The sequence below is a fragment of the Bernardetia sp. ABR2-2B genome (genome assembly GCF_037126435.1).
Taxonomy (GTDB): Bacteria; Bacteroidota; Bacteroidia; order Cytophagales; family Bernardetiaceae; genus Bernardetia.
This window is the reverse complement of sequence record NZ_CP147020.1, coordinates 219,453-241,960: the sequence shown is the minus strand read 5'-3', so window position 1 is coordinate 241,960 and position 22,508 is coordinate 219,453. Positions and strand designations below refer to the sequence as shown.

Here is a 22,508-nt window from a genome sequence, read left to right as displayed (position 1 = left end):
CCCACGTAATTTATGAATTTATTCGTGGGTTTTATTTTCAGAAAAAACATCTTACTTCTTCTTATTTCTTTTCGTACAAAACGAAACTATAATCGTAGTCATTTTTTTCTCCTGCTGCAAAACTATCGTTTCGGATAATATTCCACTCTGATTTATCAAACTCTGGAAAAAAAGTATCTCCTTCTACAACTGCATCAATTTCTGTAATATACATATGTGTAACAAGATTTTTTTCTAAGGCTTGTTTATAAATTTCCCCTCCTCCAATCACAAAAAGCTCTGTTTCATTTTGTTCTTTTGCTTTCTTGATTCCTTCTTCTAATGAATTTATAGTTTGGTCTTCTTTATAAGTTGGTTTATACTCTGATTTTGTCGTCAAGATAAGTGAAGGACGCTCAACAAGCTGAACATTAAAAGATTCATAAGTCTTTCTTCCTACTAAAACGTGATGTCCGATAGTTGTTTGTTTGAAAAAACGCATATCAGAAGGCATTTTCCAAGGGAGAGAGCTATTTGAACCTATAACACCATTTTTCGTACGAGCTGTAATAATACTGATTTTCATTTGATTTTGAATGATTTTAACACTGAGATAGTAAGAACATTAAGTAACACAAGTTACTTTTTTGAAATGAATTTATCAAAAAAACCTTATCTGAAATGAATCAAATAAGGTTTTTTGTAATTCTATAAGAATAGATTTATTTATTAGAATCCAGAGTTTTCATTACGAAGAACACTGCTAGAAGAACCTTCTACTACTGTTCCTGTAAGTTTGATAGTCGTTTTTCCTTGAGAACGGCTATTTGTATAAATTACGATATCGTCTTCAAACTCTCCTGTTTGAGTTGGAGTAATTACGATTTCTAATTCTTTTGTTTCACCTGCATTTGCAGTAGCTCTACCTGCTAATTTCACACAATTACACTTGCTAGTAAGGTTATGAACTTGAAGTTGTTTTTTTCCATCATTTTTGAAAGAAATTTTGTAAGTAACAGCTTCTCCTTTTTTGATTTTGCCTAAAGCTACCGTAGTACGCTCTACTGTCATTTTTGGGTCATTTGCTGGGTCGCTTACTACATTTCCACGAATTGTCAAAACTTTTGTAGCTTCTGTTGCATTCGAAGTAATAGTAATTGTTTTATTAAAAGCACCTGGACGACCAGCAGAATTATAACTTACCTCAATTTTTCCACTCTGCCCTGGCATAACAGGCTCACGAGTCCAGTTTGGAGTAGTACAGCCACAAGAAGCACGTACATTACTCAAAATAATTGGCTGATTTCCTGTATTTTTGAAAGTAAATGTTTTTTCAGCTTTGTCTCCTTCCTCAACAGTTGAGAAATCAAAAGATTCTACATCAAATTGAAAAACGCCTTGCGCCATTGAACTTGCTGATAAAAATAAGAATAAACAAAAGCTAAAAGCGATAGATGCAAGAGAGTATTTTGTGATTTTCATTGTTAATACGTTTTTTTAATGATGAAAATTAGAATTAATTATAAATTTCTGATAATGACAAATTTACGAAATTAGTCAATCAAAACAGATATTTTCTTCAAATTTAAGTGTTAATGAGATGTTAAACTACGATTTAATTGTTGTAGCACTTTATAAAGAATGAAAATTTCGTGCCTATTTTTCAAAAGTATGTTTAATTCTAAAATCTATATTGATAAGTAATTGTATTTACCCACTCTCTTGAAAGTCCATCTGGATTTTTATAACGTTGAGCAATTTGTTTTCCTAAGAGAAGTTTTAAGCTAGAACGAACCGAAAAATTATAAGTACCTCCAATAAGTCCACTTACAGCAACTCCTTTACTATCTTCTACTTCTGTTCTTTCTCCTGTCGCTGGGCTTGTAATTACGTCTGGGGTAAAACGAAGGATTGGCAAGATTCCAAAATTCATACTCCACTTTGAAAATCGAAGATTATATTCAGCTCTCAACATAGCATCTGTTCCTCTATCCAAAAACTGTGAAACTGGATATTCAAGAGATGTATCGAAAAGAGGATGCTCTTGCCAAATTCCCCATTTGAAGCCATTATCTATTTGATTAAAAGGATGTTGAATCCCTGCTGCAAACAAAAAGTTTTTATTAATAAAAGCAATTCCTGCAATAATATCATATGTACCCAAACTACTTTGATAATACATAGGTAAAGCTAAACCAACATCATTTTTGAAATTTGCATCATTTGTAGGTATTTTTGCTCCCAAAGTAGCGTTAAGTTGCCATTCTTTTTTCTGAATAAGTGAGCGTGTCAAGCTCAAAGAAATATCTCCAACTCCTTGTGTGTTTGCCAAAGGACCTTGTACGAAAGTATAAGGAAGCTTAATTTGTGCCTGCCATTTATCAGAAATACCTACATTTGCTTCAGCAACATAAGACAAAATTCGGTCGTCGAATTTAGTAAGACCAATATACTGTGTCAGACTGACCGAACGAAGACGAACATTTATCTTTTTGCTAAAAGGTTGGTCTGGGCGCATTGCTCCCATAGTACAAAAACCTGCATCACTACAACCCTGCGCCAAAACAGAATTTTTCTGTGTATAAGATAAAAGACAAATAAATAACAAAACGAGAGAATAAGAAGTAGCTATTTTCTTCATAAGAAAAATAATTTTTAAAATAAATTTAGATGAGACAAGCAATTTATAAAAAGCAATTTAGAGTAACTTTTCTACTATTAGTCAGTAGTTTTTTACTTCTATTTTTGATTGAAAGCAGTTTTGCAAATAATGTAAAAATAGAAAATTTAGTCATTACAGAAAATAACTTTTTAGAGTGTACGGTAAAATGGGAAAACAGTTGGTTTTTTAACAAAGAACTTACCATTGCCTCTGAAAATCAGAATTCTAATCAAAAGAAGAATTTCATTTTTAGAGATGGTGTTTGGTGTTTTTTGAAGATACGAACAAATGATTATACTTGGAAACATATTTATTTATCAGAAAATGAAATTTTTATCAATCAGAATACAACTCAAATTCTAGATACAGAACTAGAAACAGTTAGTGATAAAGGAGGTTTTTTCTTGAAGTCAATTATAAAAGAAGAAAAAAACGGAATTTCTCAAACATCTATTTCCGTAAAATTACCTAATGAAATAAAAAATCAATTTGGCGTTTATGATGTTGCGCTTTATGCTGTTGAAATGGTTTGGATAGATGAAGGAAGTTTTTTTGTTGGTGATGGCGTTCATTCACAAAATGGGCTTCGAAAAGCAACACAACACAATGACAGTACAGAAGTAAAACCATTTTTGATACACTCTGAAAATGAAATTTTGGTAGGAACAAATGAAGGCAACCTGTATGGAAATAATGGACAAGAAGAGTTTCCACAATCAATTATTCCTACTAACTTCCCAAAGGGTTATGATGGTTTTTGGATAATGAAATATGAAATTAATCAAAATCAATATACAGATTTTCTCAATACTTTGACCTTTAAACAGCAGCTGAATAGAACAGCAAATTCTCCAGAAAGTGATGTTGCTACTTCTGCTTTAATAACTTCTTCAAATCCTCTTCGTAATTCTATTTTTATAAAAGAAAAAGGCAACAAAAATTTACATATTCCTGCAACTTATGAAGTCAGAGAGGGAAAATACAGAGCTTGTAATTGGCTCAATGCAGAAGATATAGCTGCTTTTTTGGATTGGGCAGCACTCCGACCAATAACCGAATTAGAATTTGAGAAAGCTGCAAGAGGAATAACAATTCCCATAAAAGGAGAGTTTTCTTGGGGAACGCCTTATATTATTGATGCAAATACAGTTCAAGAGGATGGAACAGAAAACGAAACGGTTTCGGAACTAGCAAATATTGCAGATTCGGCAGGACTTGCATCTTACAATTCTGGAATAGAAATCAATCAATTAAATGGAGTTTTGAGAAATGGTTTTGCTGCAAAAGGTTCAGATTTTTCTACTTACGATTTTGAGTTACGTTTACAAGCAGGTGCAAGTTTTTGGGGAGTGATGGAACTAAGTGGAAATGTTTGGGAATATTGTGTCAAAATAAATAATCAAAATTCATTATCTTTTGAAAGAAATCAACTAGGAAATGGTTTTTTAGATGAGAATGGAAACGCTGATTTGTTCTCCTTTGATGTTTCAGATGGTTTTATCGTTCGTGGTGGTGCGTGGGATAGCGTAACTTATGCAGTTGGAGATTTTAGAGATTTATCCGTTTCGGCTCGTTATTATGCTACACTTAGCAATCAAAATCGCCGTGGAACTACTGGAGGAAGAGGAGGAAGATAAGCAGTTATCAGTTATCAGTTATCAGTTATCAGTTATCAGTTATCAGTTATCAGTTATCAGTTATCAGTTATCACAAAATTACTTTTTGATTTAATTGTTTTAAACTATTTCATTTTACTATATAAATTAACTTTGGAGGCTTTTTGAAGGTTTTGATTAATAAGGAATTGAAATTGAATAAACTACTTATTTCAAAATTTTAGGTTGTTGATATTCAAGTTATTACATTCGTAATTCGTAATTTTTAATTCGTAATTGTTCCTAAGTTTATTTCATAAAAAATATTTTACGTACTTTTGAGTTCATTTTATATGCCTATCTTAGAAAATACTAAAAACAAAAAATTATGAACGGTTCTATTCGCTATCTTCAAACTCGTAAAGACAAAAGTGCTATTTTCTTTAAATGTTTGCCTGAAAAAGTTGCTACAATTATTATTAATATAAAAGCAGGAGCAAACTTTGATTTTTCTGAATCATTGCTTTCAGGAGGACTTTCAACAGAACAAGCTCCTTTTATTTTGGCTAAAAAGCAAGATTTACCTTATACAGGAGAGCGCAACAAAATCATAGAAACGCTTATTCAAGATGGGTTTTCTGAATCATCTGCTCAAGATTTCGAACGTGCAGAAGCAATTTATCAACAAGCTAATACAAAGTAAACCAGTTATCAGTTAGAAGAAGTTTTTTTCTGTTTTAATTGTTTCAAATTTCTTTTCTTATTCTTAGTGAAACTTGCCAACTTAGTGTTAAAATTATTTGTATTCGCCTTTAACTCTACACTCTGATTTCTAAATTCTAACTTTATAGATGCGCATTTCTATCATTACTCCCTCTTACAATCAAGTTGCTTATCTTGAAAAAACTATTCAATCTATTATTTCACAAGGATATGATGATTTAGAATATATTTTGATAGATGGAGGAAGTGATGATGGTTCTTTGGAGATTATCAAAAAATATGAAACTCATTTTTCTTTTTGGGTAAGTGAAAAAGACGAAGGACAAAGCCACGCCATTAATAAAGGTTTTGAAAAAGCGACAGGAGATATAATTACGTGGATTAATTCGGACGACCAGCTTACACCAAATACCTTACACAAAATTGCAGCCGAATTTGAAAACGATAAGAATCAAGAAATTTTTATTGTTCATGGAAAGACAATTCTTTTTGGAGAAAATATGCTTGATAAAGAATTTGGAGCTTCTTCAACTGATTTTTTAGAGCGTTCTTTGGCTGGTCTTCCTTTTCCTCAACCTTCTTCATTTTTTAGAAAAGAATTGATAGCAAAGTATGGAAACCTAAAAAAAGAATTTCATTTTGGAATGGATTATGAGTTTTTTGTTCCTGCTTTTCTAAATGAAAAAAGCGTTTATATAGATAGTATTTTTTCAAAATATCTCTATCATACAGAAAGTAAAAGTCTGACCCAACAAAGTGGTTTTGCTCGGGATTATGCAAAAGTTTTTAGTAAAATTTTACGCTCTTTTGAAAGCAGTCAGAATCCTAAAAATCAAGAAATTGCAAAAAACACACTTTCAAAATTCAAGGAATTAGATTTTTATACAGAAAATCAAAGTTCTGATGATATTTTTGAAATAACTAATTCTTTTACAGAAACTCAACTTCACCTAGCTTTTTGTTATAATCTTCTGAATCAACTTATTTTTTATTATGAAGCCATCGAAACAAAAGACAAACAAGAACAGGCTCAAAGTTGGAAACAAGTAAAGAAAATAACTTCTTATTTAGTCAAAAATGAACCTAATTTTGTTGCTAAAAATCCTGAAATAAAACAAGTTTATCAGCGAAGTAAATTTTTAAACCCTACACTTATGGGATTATTAAGGAAAATGAAAAAGGTTTTATAGTTACCACGTTTTATCTATATCTTTTAAATGCTCTTGAGCAGGTTTGAATCCCTTTCTTGCAGCCTTTTGCATAAGTGAAATAGCTGTATCTGGATTTCTCTCTACGCCATCACCATACATATACATGACACCCAAATAGTAAGCATGTTCTGGAATATTAGGATTTATTTTATATGCTGTATTCATCAACCTAAATGCTTCATCTTTATTTTTTTTCACTCCTATACCTTGGGCATACAAAACTCCTAAACTAAACATAGCTTCTACGTGATTGTTTTTGATGGCTTCTTTATGCCACTTTATAGCTTCTGTATAATTTTTTGTTGTTCCTTTTCCTTCTAAATACATCATTCCTACATAATACTGAGCTTCTACTACGCCTTGTTGAGCAGCTAATTTAGTCCACTTGAATCCTTCGTTGTAGTTTTTATCTATTAAATAAATACTAGCGACAGCCATTTGAGCCATAGCATTTTCCTGCTTTGCAGCTTCTTTAAACCAAAATAGAGATTTCTCATTGTCTCGTTTTGTTCCCTTGCCTTCTTTATAAAGATAACCTAAATCAAATTGCGCCCCTTCGTGTCCTTTTTTAGCAGCTTCTTCTAAATATGGAATCGCTTCTTGAAAATTCTCATCATCATAAAAAGTCTTTGCTTTTTGATATAATTGTACTCCTTCTACAAAATTATCATCAACTACTACCTTTTCCTCTTTTGCTTCATCACTATTCTTATTTTCTTCTCCTATTTTAATTTTTTCTATAAATAATTCCATAGAAGGTTTTAAACTAGTAAAATGATTGCCCTTGACTTTCTTCATTTCCAATAAAGTAACTACATCAGCCTGTTCATACATCTTTTTAATGTTTGTACTCCAATAATCAAAATTATCGTCTTCTCCCATATAAACAGTATGATTTCTTTGCATATAATGAAAAGCCATATAAGGAATTCTGAATGTAGATTCTTTTTCATCTGAATAATCAAATGTTTTGACACCTTCTTTCTCAAAACTTTCTAAATCTCCAATAGTATAAAAACCAGCATTACTTGCACTCAAATTTATAGGAACATCAACGTGCAAAGAAAGCAAAGATGAAATTGTTCCTCCTATGCTATGTCCAAAAACAAAAACACTATCAGCATTTGCATACTCTTGTTTTGCAACCCAATTTATGGCAGCTTTGGCATCATCCACTTCTCCCAAAAAGAACTCAAAATTTCCATCATTGCCGTTTTCGCCTCTATATGTAGGAGCAAAAACAATAAAACCAGCATCTATAAATGGCTGACAATCCAAAATATCTTGATAACCCAATGCAAAACCACCATGTAAATAAACTAAAACAGGCTTTTTCTTATCTTTTTCTATATTACTTGTTTCTACTAATCCTTTTAATTTTTTACCGTCAGATTCATAATTTACAAGAATTATATCTTCTCTATTTTCATCAAACTTTTCATAAGGCTGAGGAGCTTTACCTTCGTGCAAAAGTTTGGTTTGAAAGTCTTTTCGTTCAATTAAATACTCTAAACCTTGTGTAGTTTGAGCAAAAGAGATTGTTGAAATAATAAAAAAAGAAAGAGCAAGTAGTAAATTTTTGTAATACATATTCTAAGTTTTTTTTGATAATTTATTTTACTCACAAAGTTAAGTATTCTGATTATAAAAGAGATAAAACCTATTCATAAAATAGATTTAAAAACTTATTAATGACATGTGTTTTAATCAAATTCGTTCAAGATAACTTCACTTATATCAAAACAAGGAAAGTCACCTGTGTTATTGAGTAAAATAATTGTAATATCAGATTTGGGCTGCTTCAAAAACATGGTATAAAACCCAAAATCAGTTCCAGGATGATAAATCGTTTTTCGGTCTTTAGAAGTCAGAAAATAATACTTATCAATCATAAAACCATATCCATAATAGGCTTCCCAGTCTATATATTCAGCCTGTGGAACAAATAGTTTTTCAATCTCAGATAAAGACATAAAGTTTTCATTCTTTCCATCTAATGCTCTACTCCATTTCAATAAATCTTCTGTTGTTGAAGTAATTCCACCTGCACCTATGCTGTTTTGAACAAAATAAAATGGCTCTGATTTTCCATACAAAAACGCTTTTGTTAGATTAGAATTTTCGGTTTTGCTTTCTCCAAAAAAAGTATTCTTCATTTCTAATGGGTCAAAAATTCTTTCCTTTAAAACTATTCCAAAATCTTGATTTGTTATTTTTTCAATGATTCTAGCCAAAATAACGTAATTCGAATTTGAATAAGTGAACTTTTTACTTGGCTCAAACTCCAAACTATCGCTACAAAAACGATTGACTAATTCCTCTGGTGAAAATGCTTTTGTCATTATTTGAGTAACATATTCATTCTTTTTTAGATAATCTGGAATACCACTTTGATGACTCAAAAGCTCTGAAATTTTGATTTGTCTATTAGCATAATTTGGCAAAAATTTACCTACTGAATCCTCAAAACTAATCTTTCCTTCATTTTCTAACTGCAAAATCAGCATAGCTGTAAAAGTCTTACTCAAAGAACCAATACGAAATTGTGAACTCTGCGTATTTTTTGTTAGTTCATTATTGTAGCTTTTTTGTAAGATTATTTTTCCATCATAAACAATAAGTGCATTTCCATTAAACAAACCTTGATTATTGTAAAAAGTAAGTAGGGAATCTATTCGAACTGTTTTGTCTTTTGAAAACTTATATAGCTTTTCTTCTATCTGAATTTTTAGATCATTTGCTTTATTGTTCGCTTCCAAAATCTTTGCTATTTCTACAAAATCATTTGAAGGCAAAACAATCGTATAATCTTTCCAAAAATCTTTATCATAAATAGAATTTTGATGTTCAATAAGCTTTCCTTTTCCCAAAACCTCATCACTTTCAAAAGGAGTTTTATCATCTGTATCTACTTGTGTAGTTAGATAATCAACACGTGTGTCCAAATCAAAGTTAAAGTTCTGACGAGCAGATCTAAAATTCATTATTGCATTGCCAGAGGCATTATTCAAATAGTATTTATTGCCTATTTTCTTATATTGAATTTGATATTTATCCTCTACTAATTCGATATGAATATCCAATAAATTCATCAACGCTCGTGTAGCAACATCGCCATATTTATGATATTTTATTCCTTTTGGACTCAAACCAAAATCAAAATAAAGAAAAGCGTATGTTTCTTTATCAATCAGAATATAACCTTTATAACCTGATTGTTTCTTATCTTTTTGTTCAAAAGTAATTTTGAAAGCCACATCTCCATCTACCATATTGCATTCCTCTATTTCAAAATCGTGTAGTTTCAATCCTTTTTTATTGAGCAAATCAATACCTTTTACACAGTTTACAATATCCATTTCAAAAATCGCTTGTGGCTTCAACCCTAAGTCAATTCCTTTTGAAGCCTTTTCATCTTTTATAGCTCTCATTTTTTCTAGCTTAAACTGCTGATTTGGATTTTCAGTTTTGGAAAGATGAAGGTCAAAGACAGCTTCTGAAAGATGAACATACTCCTTTTCTTTTTTAGAAACTATTCTATAAAACCCTTTTGTTTTATGAGATTCGTTATAATAATTTTTAGGAATATTCTCTATTGCTTTTTGGATAATAAAATCAGCTGTATAATCTTGAACAACGATTTCACTTAGATTAGTTTGGTCAGTTTCTAAGAAAATGACAGCTTTCTTTTTTTGAGGAAGTAAGCTAGAAATATCTATTTTCTTAGTTTTGTAACCAATATAAGAAATAAAAATAGTGTCATTTTTCTGCTTTTTAGGAATGAGAAGTCTGAATTCTCCTTCTGAATTACTGACCGTTCCTAATTGTGTAGTTTTGAGATAGACATTACAAAAAGGCAGAATTGCTTTGGTTTCTTTGTCTTTTAAAACACCTTCTAATATGCTGTTTTGAGCAAATGAAAAAGAATTTAATAGAAAAAATAAAGACAATAAAAAAAATAAAGAGCGAAATAACTTTAAAGAAAAAGACATGTTGAAGTGAGTTAGATTGTTTCTGTTTCTTGGGATTCTAACTCACTACGGTAGAAATTAGGGTTTTGTTGAGAAGTTTTCAATTTTCAAATGTCTTTCATAAGACTGTCAATAGTTAGTTCGCAACTATTGACAGAGTTATTTCAGATTACTAAAAAACTACTGACAAAGTTTTCAAGAAAGCTCTAAACCTTCGTCAAACCCAATTTCTTGCCTTCTTTAAGCATAAAATTATAGGCTTCTTCGTATTCATTTCTGATTTCACCCTCTAAAATCGCCTCACGAATAGCCAGTTTTATTTTTCCAACTTCTGCTGAAGGTTTGAGAGCAAAGGTTTTCATAATTATTTCTCCATCAATGACAGGCTGAAAAGTACGTAATTGGTCTTTTTCTTCTACTTCTGCCATTCGTTTTTCTACTCTATCAAAATTTTGTAAATAACGCTTTACTCGGCTATGGTCTTTTGAAGTAATATCAGCACGACAAAGCATCATTAAAGCATCTGTATCTTCTCCAGCTTCAAAGAGCAAACGACGGATTGCCGAATCAGTAATTGTTTTTTTGACAAGAGCAATTGGACGTAAATGTAGCTTTACCAATTTTTGTACAAAACGCATTTTTGCATCCAGAGGAAGACGTAATTTTTTGAAAATTGCTGGTGTCATACGTGCGCCTTTATCTTCATGTCCGTGAAAAGTCCAACCTGCTTTTGGATGAAAACGCTTTGTAGCTGGTTTTGCAATATCGTGTAAAATAGCAGCCCAACGCAACCACAAATCATCAGAAACCTTCGCTACGTTATCCAAAACCTGCAACGTATGATAAAAATTATCTTTGTGTCCTTTTCCATCAATGATTTCTACGCCGTGCAAATCTGTCATTTCAGAGAAAATAAGCTCTAAAAGCCCACATTGATACAACAACTTAAAACCATACGAAGGAGGATTTGAAAGTATAATTTTATTAATTTCAGTAGTGATACGTTCTTGTGAAATAATCTTTATTCTTTCTTTTTGAGTAGAAAGAGCTTCAAAAGTATCCACTTCAATATCAAAACCAAGTTGAGAAGCAAAACGCACAGCACGAAGCATACGCAAAGGGTCGTCAGAAAATGTTTTTTCAGGAGCTAAAGGCGTACGAATTATTTTTTTTCGTAAATCTTTAAGCCCATTAAACGGGTCTAAAAACTTTCCGTATGTTTCTGTATTTAGGCTTATAGCTAAAGCATTTATAGTGAAATCTCTTCGCTTTTGGTCATCTTCTAGTGTTCCTTCCTCTACGGTTGGTTTTCTTGAGTCAAAATCGTAGGATTCTTTTCTTGCACCTACAAATTCTACTTCTATTTTTTGTTTTGTTTTTTCATCTTCTAGCGTTATCATTGCTGTTCCGAAACGCTTAAAAATAGAAACTTTCACAAAAACTCCATTTGCTTTTCCATACGACTTTGCAACGTGCTTGGCAAGACTAATTCCACTTCCGATACAGACAATGTCAATATCTTTAGTTTCCCTTTGTCTTTTCAATAAAAAATCACGTACAAAGCCTCCAATTACATAAGTTTCTAAGTTTAGCGCATCGGCACTATTTTTTATCCACTCAAAAATAGAGTTTTCGTTTAATAATTCTGTTAGTTCTGCTGGTTGTTTTGTTTCAGTTGTCTTCATAGTGCAAAAATAACATTTTTTTTAATGAAAAATACTTCCTAACCTTGTATTAAAATTGAAATCATAAAAGTATTTGAATATTATCGCTCTAAATTCAAATTTCTTCACTCTCTACCAAAACTCTCATTGGTTTATAGCTTAAACTCTTAATAAACCCTTTAGATTTTCTTAATCTTTCAAGAAATACATTTATTTTTTCTTCATCTTCCCATCTAATATCGTCCTCTTCCACACCTGAAAATTTACTTGGTAGATAATGTAACTCAACCCTATGCTCGTTCAATTGCTTCGTTATTGGATTCATTTTTTGATGTGCTATTGTTATTTGAAAAGTCTTCTCATCGTCTATCATGTAATCTACACCAAAGAGTACGTATAGCTTGATTGGCTTTTCATTCGAATTTACTAGCTGTTTTTCAGAATTTTCAATATATTTTAATATTGAATCTAATATTACCTTTATAGTAATAAATTCAATATTTTGTATTTTTTCTTTTATGTTTTTTTTAAAAAGGATATCATCTGAAAAGTAAAACACAGGTGTTTTATCCAGAAATTTATTAAAAAAATCTGTTTTTGCTTTAATAAAAATTAAGTCAAATATTTTTTTACTCATATCAAGTAGTTATTAGTCAGTAAATCAGATATCCAATTTCAATAAAAACTCCTTCAAAACCTCAAATTCTTCGTCGGTATGCTGTGGAAAGTTAGCAATTCTGAATGTATTTTGTTTCCAATTTCCATAACCATTTCCTAAAATAATATTTGATTGATTGGCTTTTTGTTTTAAAAAACTAAGTTTTGGCTCATTTAGTTCTACTGAAAGAACTGTTTGCGAACGAACAGATTTATTTTCTATCAAAATTTTATATCCATTTTCTTCCAAGAAATCATATAAATCAGTCGCTCGTTTTTCTATTGCTTGAGAAGTAAGAGAAATATTCGGAACAAACCCCAATACTTTGGAAAGCAAATATATTCCCAAAACATTGGGCGTGTAAGTAGTTTGAAAACCTTTTGCTTTTTCTAGTAAAAATGAAAGCTGATTGTATCTGGTGTGTTTGTCGTTGGTGGGGACACCAACAACGGCAGGATTATTTTTTGAATTTTGAATTTCATTTTGATAAAAATCAATTAAGTTAGGAGAAAGAGCCATAATTCCAAGTCCAGCAGGAAGTCCAAAACACTTCTGGACAGAAGCAAACCACGCATCAGCATCTTGAAAGTTTAGATTTTGCCCTCCCCAAGACGAAGTAGCATCTACGAAAATAAAATCATTTTGTCTATCTTGTCTAATTTCTGAAAGTATTTTTTGAGAAATTTGAGTGGTGTTTGATGTTTCATTCTGACAAAGACAGATTAGATTTGGTAAATAATCATTTTGTGGGATTTGTTGAAAACACTTATCTTCTAATTCCTCGTTTATTCCAAATTCAATTCCAAAACTTGTCTTTGGATAATTTGCTTTTCTATACTCAAACCACTTTTTACCGAAAGCACCATTGTAGAAATGATAAGCATTCAGTTTTGAAAAATTATCACTCCCAAAAGTATCATTCAGAATATGCCAACACTCCGTAGCAGAAGACGTAAAAACCATGGTATAATCTTTCGGAATATTATGTTTTTCTTGCAGATTTTTGACAATGCTTTCATATATCTCCATAAATTTCTGACTACGATGCTGAATGCTCAAGATATTAATATCATAGGCTTCACTTAGCCAATCTTTTACTTGTGGATATACTTTCGAAGGACCAGGATAGAAATTCATTTTATATTTTCTTGTTTACTTTCTAATAATTTTTCAAAAATAGTATTCTATGCGCTTTTAATGCACTTATTAACAAATATTATTTACCAATAAGTGATAAAAGAAATTTTTGGTAGGATTCTTTTTTTGTAATTTGATTTTAGGTTTGTATTTTTGCTTGTCTAAATCAATAGTTGTAATAAAATAGTTTTTAATTTTTTGTCTTAGATTATATTAAGAAAAAATTATTTTTTGAGTAAAACTACTTATTGATTAGGAAGAAAAAATTTTACATCATTTCCCTAAATTTATACGAATGGCTTATTTGTTCACTTCTGAATCTGTATCTGAAGGACACCCAGACAAAATCTCTGACCAAATCTCTGACGCTGTATTAGATGCAATGCTTGCTCAAGACCCAAAATCAAGAGTTGCTTGTGAAACTCTTGTAACTACTGGTCTTGCTGTAGTGGCAGGAGAAGTTACCACGAAAGCATATGTTGATATTGCTGAGGTAGCTCGTAAAACGATTGGTAATATTGGCTATAATAGCGATGAGTATCGTTTTGATGCAGAGTCTTGTGGTGTTGTTGTTACTCTCCACAGTCAGTCTCCTGATATTGCTCAAGGTGTGGATAGAGAAAACGAAGAACAAGGCGCAGGAGACCAAGGTATGATGTTTGGTTATGCGACTAAAGAAACTCCTGAATATATGCCAATGGCTCTTGCTTTTTCGCACCGAATAGTGAAAGAACTAGCTAAAATACGTAAGGAAGAATCTCACTTGATGCCTTATTTGCGTCCTGATGCAAAAGCTCAAGTTACCATTCAATATAACGATGATAACGAACCTATTCACGTTCATACAGTTGTAGTTTCTACTCAACATGATGACTTTGATTCGGAGGCTGCAATGCTTTCAAAAATCAATGAAGACGTTAAGAAAATTGTTATTCCTCGTGTTATTTCTGAAAAATTAATCACAAAAGATACTGTTTTTCATATTAACCCTACTGGCAAATTCGTAATTGGAGGTCCTCATGGTGATGCAGGTCTTACTGGTCGTAAGATTATTGTAGATACATACGGAGGAAAAGGCGCACACGGTGGTGGAGCTTTCTCTGGAAAAGATTCTTCTAAAGTAGATAGAAGTGCAGCCTATGCAACTCGTCATATTGCCAAAAATTTAGTTGCTGCTGGTATTGCTGATGAAGCTCTTGTTCAGGTGGCTTATGCAATTGGTGTTGCCAAACCTGTTTCTCTTTCTGTAAATACTTATGGAACTTCTAAAGTAAATTTGACAGACGGACAAATTGCAGATAAATTAAATGAAATTTTTGATATGCGTCCTTCTGCGATTATTAGTCGTTTAGGACTTACAAATCCTATTTTTTCTCCTACGGCTGCTTATGGACATATGGGGCGTGAACCGTACACAGAAAAAGTTACTTTTTCTACCATCAAATCTGAGCAAAAAGGAAATGTTACTAGCCAAACTACAACAGTAGAAGAGCGTGAGGTAGAATTCTTTACTTGGGAAAAATTAGATTTTGTAGATAAAATAAAAGCTGCTTTCAAAGATGCTAAAAAGACAGTAGAAGCATAATAAGAAGCTGAAATAAGTAAAAAAGCCTTTTAAGTTATAAAACTTGAAAGGCTTTTTTGGTTTTGACTACAAACGGTCTGCTCTACGAGACTGACCTTACTATAAAGTATATATGTATTGCAAAAAGTCATTTTATGACGATAATATTTTTTGAATGTTCGTTTAACTTGAAAGGATTACTTATTCTTAATCCTTTTACTTCGTTTTGCTGAATGACTCCTACCCAACTAATTTTATTTTTTGATAATAAAACATAAACAAAATTCCTCTCATACATTGAAATTTTCAAATCTGTCAGAAAATCTCCAATACTTTTTTGATTTTTCATTCCTAAAGGAACAAATTTATCACCGTCTTTCCATTTTCTCAAAATCAAAGGAAATTCTAATTTATCTGCATCTAAATACATAGCCTTGCTTTTAAAATCTACTTCTTTAGGACTACATTCTTCAAAAGTTAATGTAACTCCTTGCAATTCACTTTGAAAAACAAAATTATCTGATTTAATATCGTTTAGAGAAATTAAAAATTCTTCAGTCTCATTACTTAGTTGGTTTAATTGATTCTCTTCTTGAGCTGCCAAAATCCATTCTTTCTTATTTGTATAAAGAATATGAGATTTTGAAACAAATCTTTTTGTTTTTTCTTGTTCAAGCGTGTCTAGCTGTTTTATGATTTGTTTGGCTTGTTTGTAGGAAAAGCCTCTTTTTTTTAAAAATTCAGAAACAATAAGTAAAGGCTCTCTCAATTTTTTGATTTGAGAACTATTTATTGTGCTGCTTCCATTTTCTTTTTTAAAAAAAAAATTCTCAAAATCATTCACATGAGTTTGCAGTAAATTTTCCATACTTCTTAGCCTTTCAGAAGTATTCAAAAATGTTTTTTCGGTGTCTCTATTTATTTCTTTAAGGCGAGGAATAATTTGATGTCTTATAAAATTACGTTTGTATTTTTGCGTTTGATTACTTGCATCTTCTCTCCATTTTAGATTATTTTCATTCGCATAACTAATAATTTCTTCTTTGGTAATACAAAGTAAAGGTCGGATAATTTGAGTAGCTAAAGAGTCAGATTCAGAACTATTTCTACTATTTCTTTTAGGCAAAATTCCACGTACTCCTGCAATCCCAGTTCCTTTACTCAAATGATAAATAGAAGTTTCTAAAGAGTCTGACAAATGATGAGCTGTTGCAACAAAATCATACTGTTTTTCTTGACTTATTTTTTCAAAAAAATCGTATCTAAGCTCTCTGGCTACTAGCTGAATAGATTTTTGCTGTGTTTTTGCAATCTGTTTTGTATTGAATTTTATAGAATAAAAAGGAATATTATTTTTTACTGCATATTCTTTTATAAATATCTCATCTTGTTCTGATTCTTCATCTCGCAAACTAAAATTACAGTGAGCAATTCCGATTTTAGTTATTTTTTTATGAAGATTAGAATTAATTTTTAGTAAAGTATCAATCAAAACCATTGAGTCCACGCCACCACTAGCAGCGACTAGAATAGATTTATTTCCTAAATCAAAATCATTTTCAGTACAAAAGGAATCAATTATTTTCAAATTTGTCATTGCTTTAGTTATTAAATGTTATCACGGTTTGTCTAACGTAGTTTAGGTATCTTACCTGAACATAATAAAAACAGTTTTTATTCTTACTGGTCAGTTTGGAAGACTGACATACAAAAATAACCGTAATAAGGTTTATTTTCTGTTGTTGTTACTTCATTAAAATACTAACAACGGTATTTTTTTGATAAAAAAATCAGACAGCCCAAAAGACTGCCTGATTTGTATGTATTTTATCTAAAAATCTATAAAATTACTGAAGTAGATATTTAGAATTAATATAAATTTATTTTAGAGAAATAGAAGGAGTTGCTGGATAAACACCTCTAAAACGAGCCATAAATTCATCTACCTCTGCTCTATCTGCTATATCAAACTTATCTTTTGATTTTGGGTCTGTAACTAAAGTATTATACTCTTCACTAGAAGAAAGAGTTCTGATAGTACGTCCGTCAAACTGAAAGTAATACCATTTATCTGGGTCAAGCTCAAAATAAAGAGTAAACTCATCTCTATTTTCCGTTTGTGGAATTTCGAAATAACCTGTTGTTTTGATATCAATCTCTTCTTTTAAGACAGAAGCCAAGCCTATTTCGCCAACACTATAAAAAGTCTGTTCATCTGGCGACCAATTCATTGTTACATCGGAAAGCACAATCGTTTTGCTGATTACGTCTGCAATACCATAATCATTTGGAGCAAATCTTTTTTGGAAATTTTGGGCTTCTTTTGCACCTGCTTGTCCTGCAATTTTGAGGAGTGTGTTTTTAGATTTGTTTACAGTTGGTTCAAGTTTTAAGCGTTCTCTATTTTCTTCTACAAAGGCATTCAAATCATCTTGCATAAATGAAAGTGCATCTCCTTTTGATTCTATATTGATACTTGCCATTGCGTCAATTGTGTACTGTTTGTTTTGGAAATTTGCTTTTCCTACTCCAGATACATCTACCTGCGCTCTTTGGTTACTATTGAATAGCATTAATTTACCATCAAATTCGGCTGTTCCTAATGTTTTACTTGCCTTAAAAGAGTTTCCGTCTTCAATTTCAGATGATTTAGCTCTTTCTTCAGAGATAATCAAAATTGATTTTTCTTCAGGCTTTACTTTTACTTGTCCTTCTCCTAATAATATAGGTTCAGCTTTAGGAATTTCTTCTTGCATAACAGGAACAAACAATCCTTCTTCGCCCAAATAAATTCCTGTAAAGGCAGGTTGTCCTCCAATTTTTTGGTCTTTGATTAGCTCTGATGAACCTGCTGCTGCAAGTTTTTGAGCTTTTTTAGACTTTGCATCTACATAAGCTGCGCTCACTAAAGGAAACCAACCTGTTTGGGGAACACCATCAATTACAAGTCTTGCTTGTCCATTGAACTCTAATTCTGAAAGCCACGCCTTTAGGGTTACTTCTCCTCTAAATTGCTTACCCTCTGAATAAATAAAGTCTGTATCGTCGATAACATCGTCATTTTCTTCGATGCTTGTTACAGAAACAGTTCCTTCTGTACCAATAAGTCTTTCAGCAATTTCTGTTTTACGCAAACTATCAGGCAAATCATCTTCTCTTATGATTTGTTTACCATAGTTATTTAATCGTAAATATTGAATTTTATCAGTTCCATTATCATAATTCAGAACAGCTTCACCTTGATACTCATTCCTAGAAAGAATATCTACATTTGCTTCTGTCAGTTTATGATATTTATTGATATAATTAATAACTAGTTCAGCATCTTCTAGCTTATCCATTTTAGCATTTTCACGAATAGTTACGTTTCCTTCTCTTGGATAAATTTCAGTATCTACTACCAAAATATAAGGAACGCCACCAATGGTAAGGTTTCCACTAGGAATATGATAATTAGCAAAAGCTGCTCTAAAATTCAAACTATCTTGCTCAGGCGCAGTAGAAACAAAATACTGTTTGCTAATATCTCCTGTTTCATCCAAGCGAAAAGCTACTGTTTTTGCATCTGCATTCCAATATCCTGTTGCAAGTGATGTTTTATATTGAAGACTTGGAAAATCAAAAACCTGCTCACCCAAAACCTCTGAAGTAATTTCTGCTGTACGAGGAGAAGCCAAAATATCATATTCAAATTTTACATTACTTGCCGAAACTGCAGGTATTGAATCATTCGTTAATGACTTGATTTGAAAATCTGACTCACGTCCAAATACACGAGTGGTTTCGAAGGCAAATAACTTGGATTCGATGATGGCATCCTGCGTTTCTAATCCTCCATATCCTTTCAAACCTAATGGAGTAAGTGCTAATGTTCCTGTATAATTGGCTTCTTTTAGCGTTCCTCCTTCTCCTTTATACATTCTGAAAGGTTGGTCTGTTGTGGAAAGCATCATACTATCTTGTTTTGGAAGCCATTTCATTCTATAATTCTCTAATTCTACTTGTGGGAACATCGCCTCATCAATCGTAACAGCATTTATTTTACCTTTCGAAGTAGCTAATTTTGCAGCAAATTCTCCTTTTGAGGTAGCAGAATCAGCAAAAAAGATAAAGTCATTCGAATTAAGTTCGGCAGCTAAATAGGTCATTTTGGCTGGTTCATTGTCTATTACAACTTCATCTTTTGTTTCTTGTGTTTTGGCATTTTTCTTAGGATTTTCTTCAATATCTTGAATATAACGCTCACTACCTGCACGAATACCACTATTACTGACTACAACTCTGCCCGTAAGTAGCTTACCTTTTCCACCATACAAAGACATTCCATCAGCGTGTTGTGGGTCATTTACATCGTGTGTAAAACCAAGTGATTTATCAGGCATTACCCGAATAGGTTCTTTAAATTTATCAAAAATAGGGGTATTGAATGTTCCTCCAAAACGCAAATCTTCTGGTTTTCTTTTTGCCAAACTATCAAGTGTAAAGTTATCTACATCAAAACGAACTGTCGAATCGCTGTATGCTCCTCCCATTACTTCATCTCCACCAAAACGAACCGTTCCACCAGAAGTAGTATTAAAAAGTGGGTAGCGTTGAGAATCTTTGAACCTGCCTTGGTCATATACTCCTGCTTTATTATTAGGAAGATTAATAGCAAATGTACCTGAGACATCTTTGAAGCTATTTGGCATTGTATCTCCATCCACAAAGAATTGCATGGAATCAATTTTCTCCATATCAAATTTGAAATCTTTGTAATTAAATTCGAATCCTTCCCCATTAAAGATAAAGTTTTTTGCTGCTACTTGTCCATTAACAGTCATATTTCTATTTTCTTTAATGATTACTTGTTTATCAACAGGTTTTGCTTTTACAGCATAATAATTCACTGAATCTACTTTTGCATTACTATATAATACCTCTTCTACACCTCTAACTTTAAGTTCATTATTTTCAAAATAATAAGTGAGATTATCACTGTTTGTACCTAAAGAAGAAAGTCTGATTTGGTCGTAATCAGAACGCAAACGACTCGTTGTAGGTAAATTTGCTCTTGCATAAAGCACTCCTTTTTGAGTAAGAGTAACCCAGTCTGCAGCTTCATCATATTCTACAAAACCAGCTCCTGCCATATCTCGCATTGAGCTTTTTACGTGTACGGGCTTTTGCTTAAAGTGATTTGCCAAATCTGCACTTGTAAAAGAAAGTCCGAATGGTTTCCTCTGCACAATATATGCCCACGCCATTACCAAAGGATTGAAAGGGTACATTCCCTGCACAGCTCTAAGCTCATATTCATTGAAATAAGCATTTGAAGTAACAGTAACAAAATCAATCTGCTTCATAATAGAATCTCTTTTCTTCTCATTTCTACTTGCAGCTTCATAGGCTGCCATAACAGCACCACGCCCAGCCAAGCTATAAATATTCATTGTATCAGATTTTATATCCCAACTTGCATAGTCTGCCGAAATACTAACGTCATGATATGAGTCTATAAAAGGAGCATATTTGAATAGCTTTTTATCTCTTCGTGCCAAAAGTTGTTCTTTTTCATCATCATAACGCAGCTTTACTCCTTGATGAGCTAAAGAATCTTTATCTGTGGTATAAATAACTAATTGGGAAAGCCTGTTAGTAACTGCGTGTTCGCTAAAAACATAGCTTTCTCTTGAAGTGGATTTAAAACGCACCTTTCCTTCTTGTTCTAGTCGGATAGAAGAAGCCCCTCCACCCAATGACTTAGAAATAATTTTTTTCCCTAGTAGAGAAAAACCTCCCTGATAGATAATATCTTTCAAAAATCCTTTTACTTCAATATTACTTTTATAAGATGTAAATCTTGGATATAATGGATTTTCCTTGTTATTCGAACGAGAAGCAAAATAATCAAATTGCCCTACAACAGCAGAATCTACATATTCTCCATAATACAATTTGAACTCTTCTGCTTTTATTTCTGGCTTTTGCACCACAAAACTAAACTTAGTAAATTCTCCATATACATCAGGCAAAACTCCCCAATCAAAACGTCCTCCTTCTCCTGTGAAAGCAGCTTCTGCAAAAACAACCTGCCCTGTTGTGTTCTTTATTTGTACTGTATCATTTGGTGTTTGGATAGTGAAAGTAATACCATCCAAATTCATATAAGGACCCGCAAGAGGTAGCTTTTCAGAAACAGCATTGTAATCATAGACTACATTAGGTTTTACGGCTGCATCAAGTTTTATATCCTCTTTTTTCTCCGTTTGAGTCGTTTCAGTATCTCCCCAGTCTCCTCCAGAACCCCATTCATCAGGACTTCCCCAAACATTAGGGTCGGCTTTTACATCTCCTGTATCTTCTTCTTCCCAACTAGTATCCCAACCGTCATTTGCCCAGCCATCATCTTCTTTTTCAGTTTCAGTTTCTCCCCAGCCCAAATCTTCTGCTGTTTCTTTTTTCTCTTCTGTGTCTTCTGTTTCTGTTTTGCTATCAATAATTTCATTTATATCAGCAGGTAGCTCAACGACACTTTCAGGAACAGCAGCTTCTCTTCCATAACCAAAAGAAAAATTAGTATTTCCTTCTACAATAACACCACTGGTTTCTCTATATTTATACAGTTTATTTTCTGTTAGATAAAGACGTGTGATTCTATAAAAATTAGTAGCTACTCCTACTGAAGCCTCCAAAACGGTCGTGTCGGCAACCTCCAAAAAAGAGGTCAGAAGTTCGTCAGTTAATCTTCCATTTTTCTTACCATAAACAATACATGCATAAAAATCTTCTGAAGTTGGATTAGTAGGATAACTTCGCTTATACATATTTTTTGCCACTTTGAATAACAAACTCTTTTGCTCTTCTGACATTCCACTCTCCCACAAAGAGGCTACTCCATCAGCAATTTCTAAAGTCGTAGGTTGTGATTTTCTTTCAATGACCTGTCGCATATCTTGTACAAAATCTTTCTCATCATTGAAATGTCTTTGTGCCTGACTTGTAAAAGAAATGATTATTAAGAGTAGAAAAACCGACAAACTGACTGATTTTCTTATTCTATTCTTTGATTCAGCTTTTAAGAGTAATTTTTTTAAAATTAGCATAGATTTGGATTTGTAATTATTAGTTTGGCAAGAATATGAAAAATACGTATTTTTTTTAGAAAAAAATAGTTCTTTCGAAAATACAGAGGGCTTTTTTTTGTTAAAAAAATTTGAAACTTTATAAAAAAGTTTGTCCAATTTGTCTTCAGTCGCTTTTATGAAGGTAAAGAAAAAGTAACTTCTTTTCGTTAAATTTACAGTCTATTTTATTGTCAAAATCTATGGAAAATACTTTAGTTAAAAAACGAGCTATCTGACA

14 protein-coding genes are annotated in these 22,508 nt (G+C 32.1%); 4 read left to right on the top strand and 10 right to left on the bottom strand.

Annotated elements, in window-relative coordinates; translation table 11 throughout:
* Positions 1-61: 61 nt before the first annotated feature.
* The 3 genes from WAF17_RS01005 to WAF17_RS00995 form a co-directional block, all read right to left on the bottom strand.
* On the bottom strand, positions 62-565 hold the full coding sequence (locus WAF17_RS01005; protein ID WP_338765124.1) for a dihydrofolate reductase: 504 nt from the start codon (positions 563-565) through the stop codon (positions 62-64).
* Positions 566-708: 143 nt separating this feature from the next.
* The gene (locus WAF17_RS01000; RefSeq protein WP_338765121.1) at positions 709-1,461 is read right to left on the bottom strand and encodes a DUF1573 domain-containing protein; all 753 of its coding nucleotides are present in this window, start codon (positions 1,459-1,461) and stop codon (positions 709-711) included.
* A gap of 199 nt (positions 1,462-1,660) precedes the next feature.
* A complete protein-coding gene (locus WAF17_RS00995) occupies positions 1,661-2,620 on the bottom strand; it encodes a hypothetical protein (RefSeq protein WP_338765119.1) in 960 nt (319 codons plus the stop codon).
* Between the two features lie 29 nt (positions 2,621-2,649).
* Between WAF17_RS00995 and WAF17_RS00990 the strand changes: the two genes are divergently transcribed.
* The 3 genes from WAF17_RS00990 (at position 2,650) to WAF17_RS00980 (ending at position 6,149) form a co-directional block, all read left to right on the top strand.
* Entirely contained in the window at positions 2,650-4,278 is a 1,629-nt protein-coding gene (locus WAF17_RS00990; protein WP_338765116.1) for an SUMF1/EgtB/PvdO family nonheme iron enzyme, read from the top strand.
* A 346-nt stretch (positions 4,279-4,624) separates the two neighbouring features.
* Positions 4,625-4,939 (top strand): hypothetical protein, encoded by a 315-nt coding sequence (locus WAF17_RS00985; protein ID WP_338765113.1) that lies wholly within the window; start codon positions 4,625-4,627, stop codon positions 4,937-4,939.
* Positions 4,940-5,087: 148 nt separating this feature from the next.
* The gene (locus WAF17_RS00980) at positions 5,088-6,149 is read left to right on the top strand and encodes a glycosyltransferase family 2 protein (RefSeq protein ID WP_338765111.1); all 1,062 of its coding nucleotides are present in this window, start codon (positions 5,088-5,090) and stop codon (positions 6,147-6,149) included.
* Here WAF17_RS00980 and WAF17_RS00975 read toward each other — a convergent pair whose 3' ends face one another.
* From WAF17_RS00975 to WAF17_RS00955, 5 genes are all read right to left on the bottom strand, one after another.
* A complete protein-coding gene (locus tag WAF17_RS00975; RefSeq protein ID WP_338765110.1) occupies positions 6,150-7,760 on the bottom strand; it encodes a CocE/NonD family hydrolase in 1,611 nt (536 codons plus the stop codon).
* A 113-nt stretch (positions 7,761-7,873) separates the two neighbouring features.
* On the bottom strand, positions 7,874-10,162 hold the full coding sequence (locus WAF17_RS00970) for a serine hydrolase (protein ID WP_338765107.1): 2,289 nt from the start codon (positions 10,160-10,162) through the stop codon (positions 7,874-7,876).
* 185 nt (positions 10,163-10,347) lie between these two features.
* Positions 10,348-11,826, bottom strand: coding sequence for an HD domain-containing protein (locus tag WAF17_RS00965; protein WP_338765104.1), 1,479 nt, complete (start codon positions 11,824-11,826; stop codon positions 10,348-10,350).
* Between the two features lie 94 nt (positions 11,827-11,920).
* The gene (locus WAF17_RS00960; protein ID WP_338765101.1) at positions 11,921-12,442 is read right to left on the bottom strand and encodes a hypothetical protein; all 522 of its coding nucleotides are present in this window, start codon (positions 12,440-12,442) and stop codon (positions 11,921-11,923) included.
* Between the two features lie 24 nt (positions 12,443-12,466).
* On the bottom strand, positions 12,467-13,600 hold the full coding sequence (locus tag WAF17_RS00955) for an aminotransferase class V-fold PLP-dependent enzyme (RefSeq protein WP_338765098.1): 1,134 nt from the start codon (positions 13,598-13,600) through the stop codon (positions 12,467-12,469).
* A gap of 295 nt (positions 13,601-13,895) precedes the next feature.
* Here WAF17_RS00955 and metK point away from each other — a divergent pair, with 295 nt between their 5' ends.
* Entirely contained in the window at positions 13,896-15,185 is a 1,290-nt protein-coding gene (gene metK, locus WAF17_RS00950; RefSeq protein ID WP_338765096.1) for a methionine adenosyltransferase, read from the top strand.
* 127 nt (positions 15,186-15,312) lie between these two features.
* Here the strand turns inward: metK and tilS are convergent, their stop codons facing one another.
* Positions 15,313-16,761 carry a tRNA lysidine(34) synthetase TilS gene (gene tilS / locus WAF17_RS00945; RefSeq protein WP_338765094.1) on the bottom strand — a complete coding sequence of 483 codons (1,449 nt, stop codon included), beginning with the start codon at positions 16,759-16,761 and terminating at the stop codon, positions 15,313-15,315.
* A gap of 283 nt (positions 16,762-17,044) precedes the next feature.
* The gene (locus WAF17_RS00940) at positions 17,045-22,249 is read right to left on the bottom strand and encodes a hypothetical protein (RefSeq protein ID WP_338765091.1); all 5,205 of its coding nucleotides are present in this window, start codon (positions 22,247-22,249) and stop codon (positions 17,045-17,047) included.
* Positions 22,250-22,508: the final 259 nt, after the last annotated feature.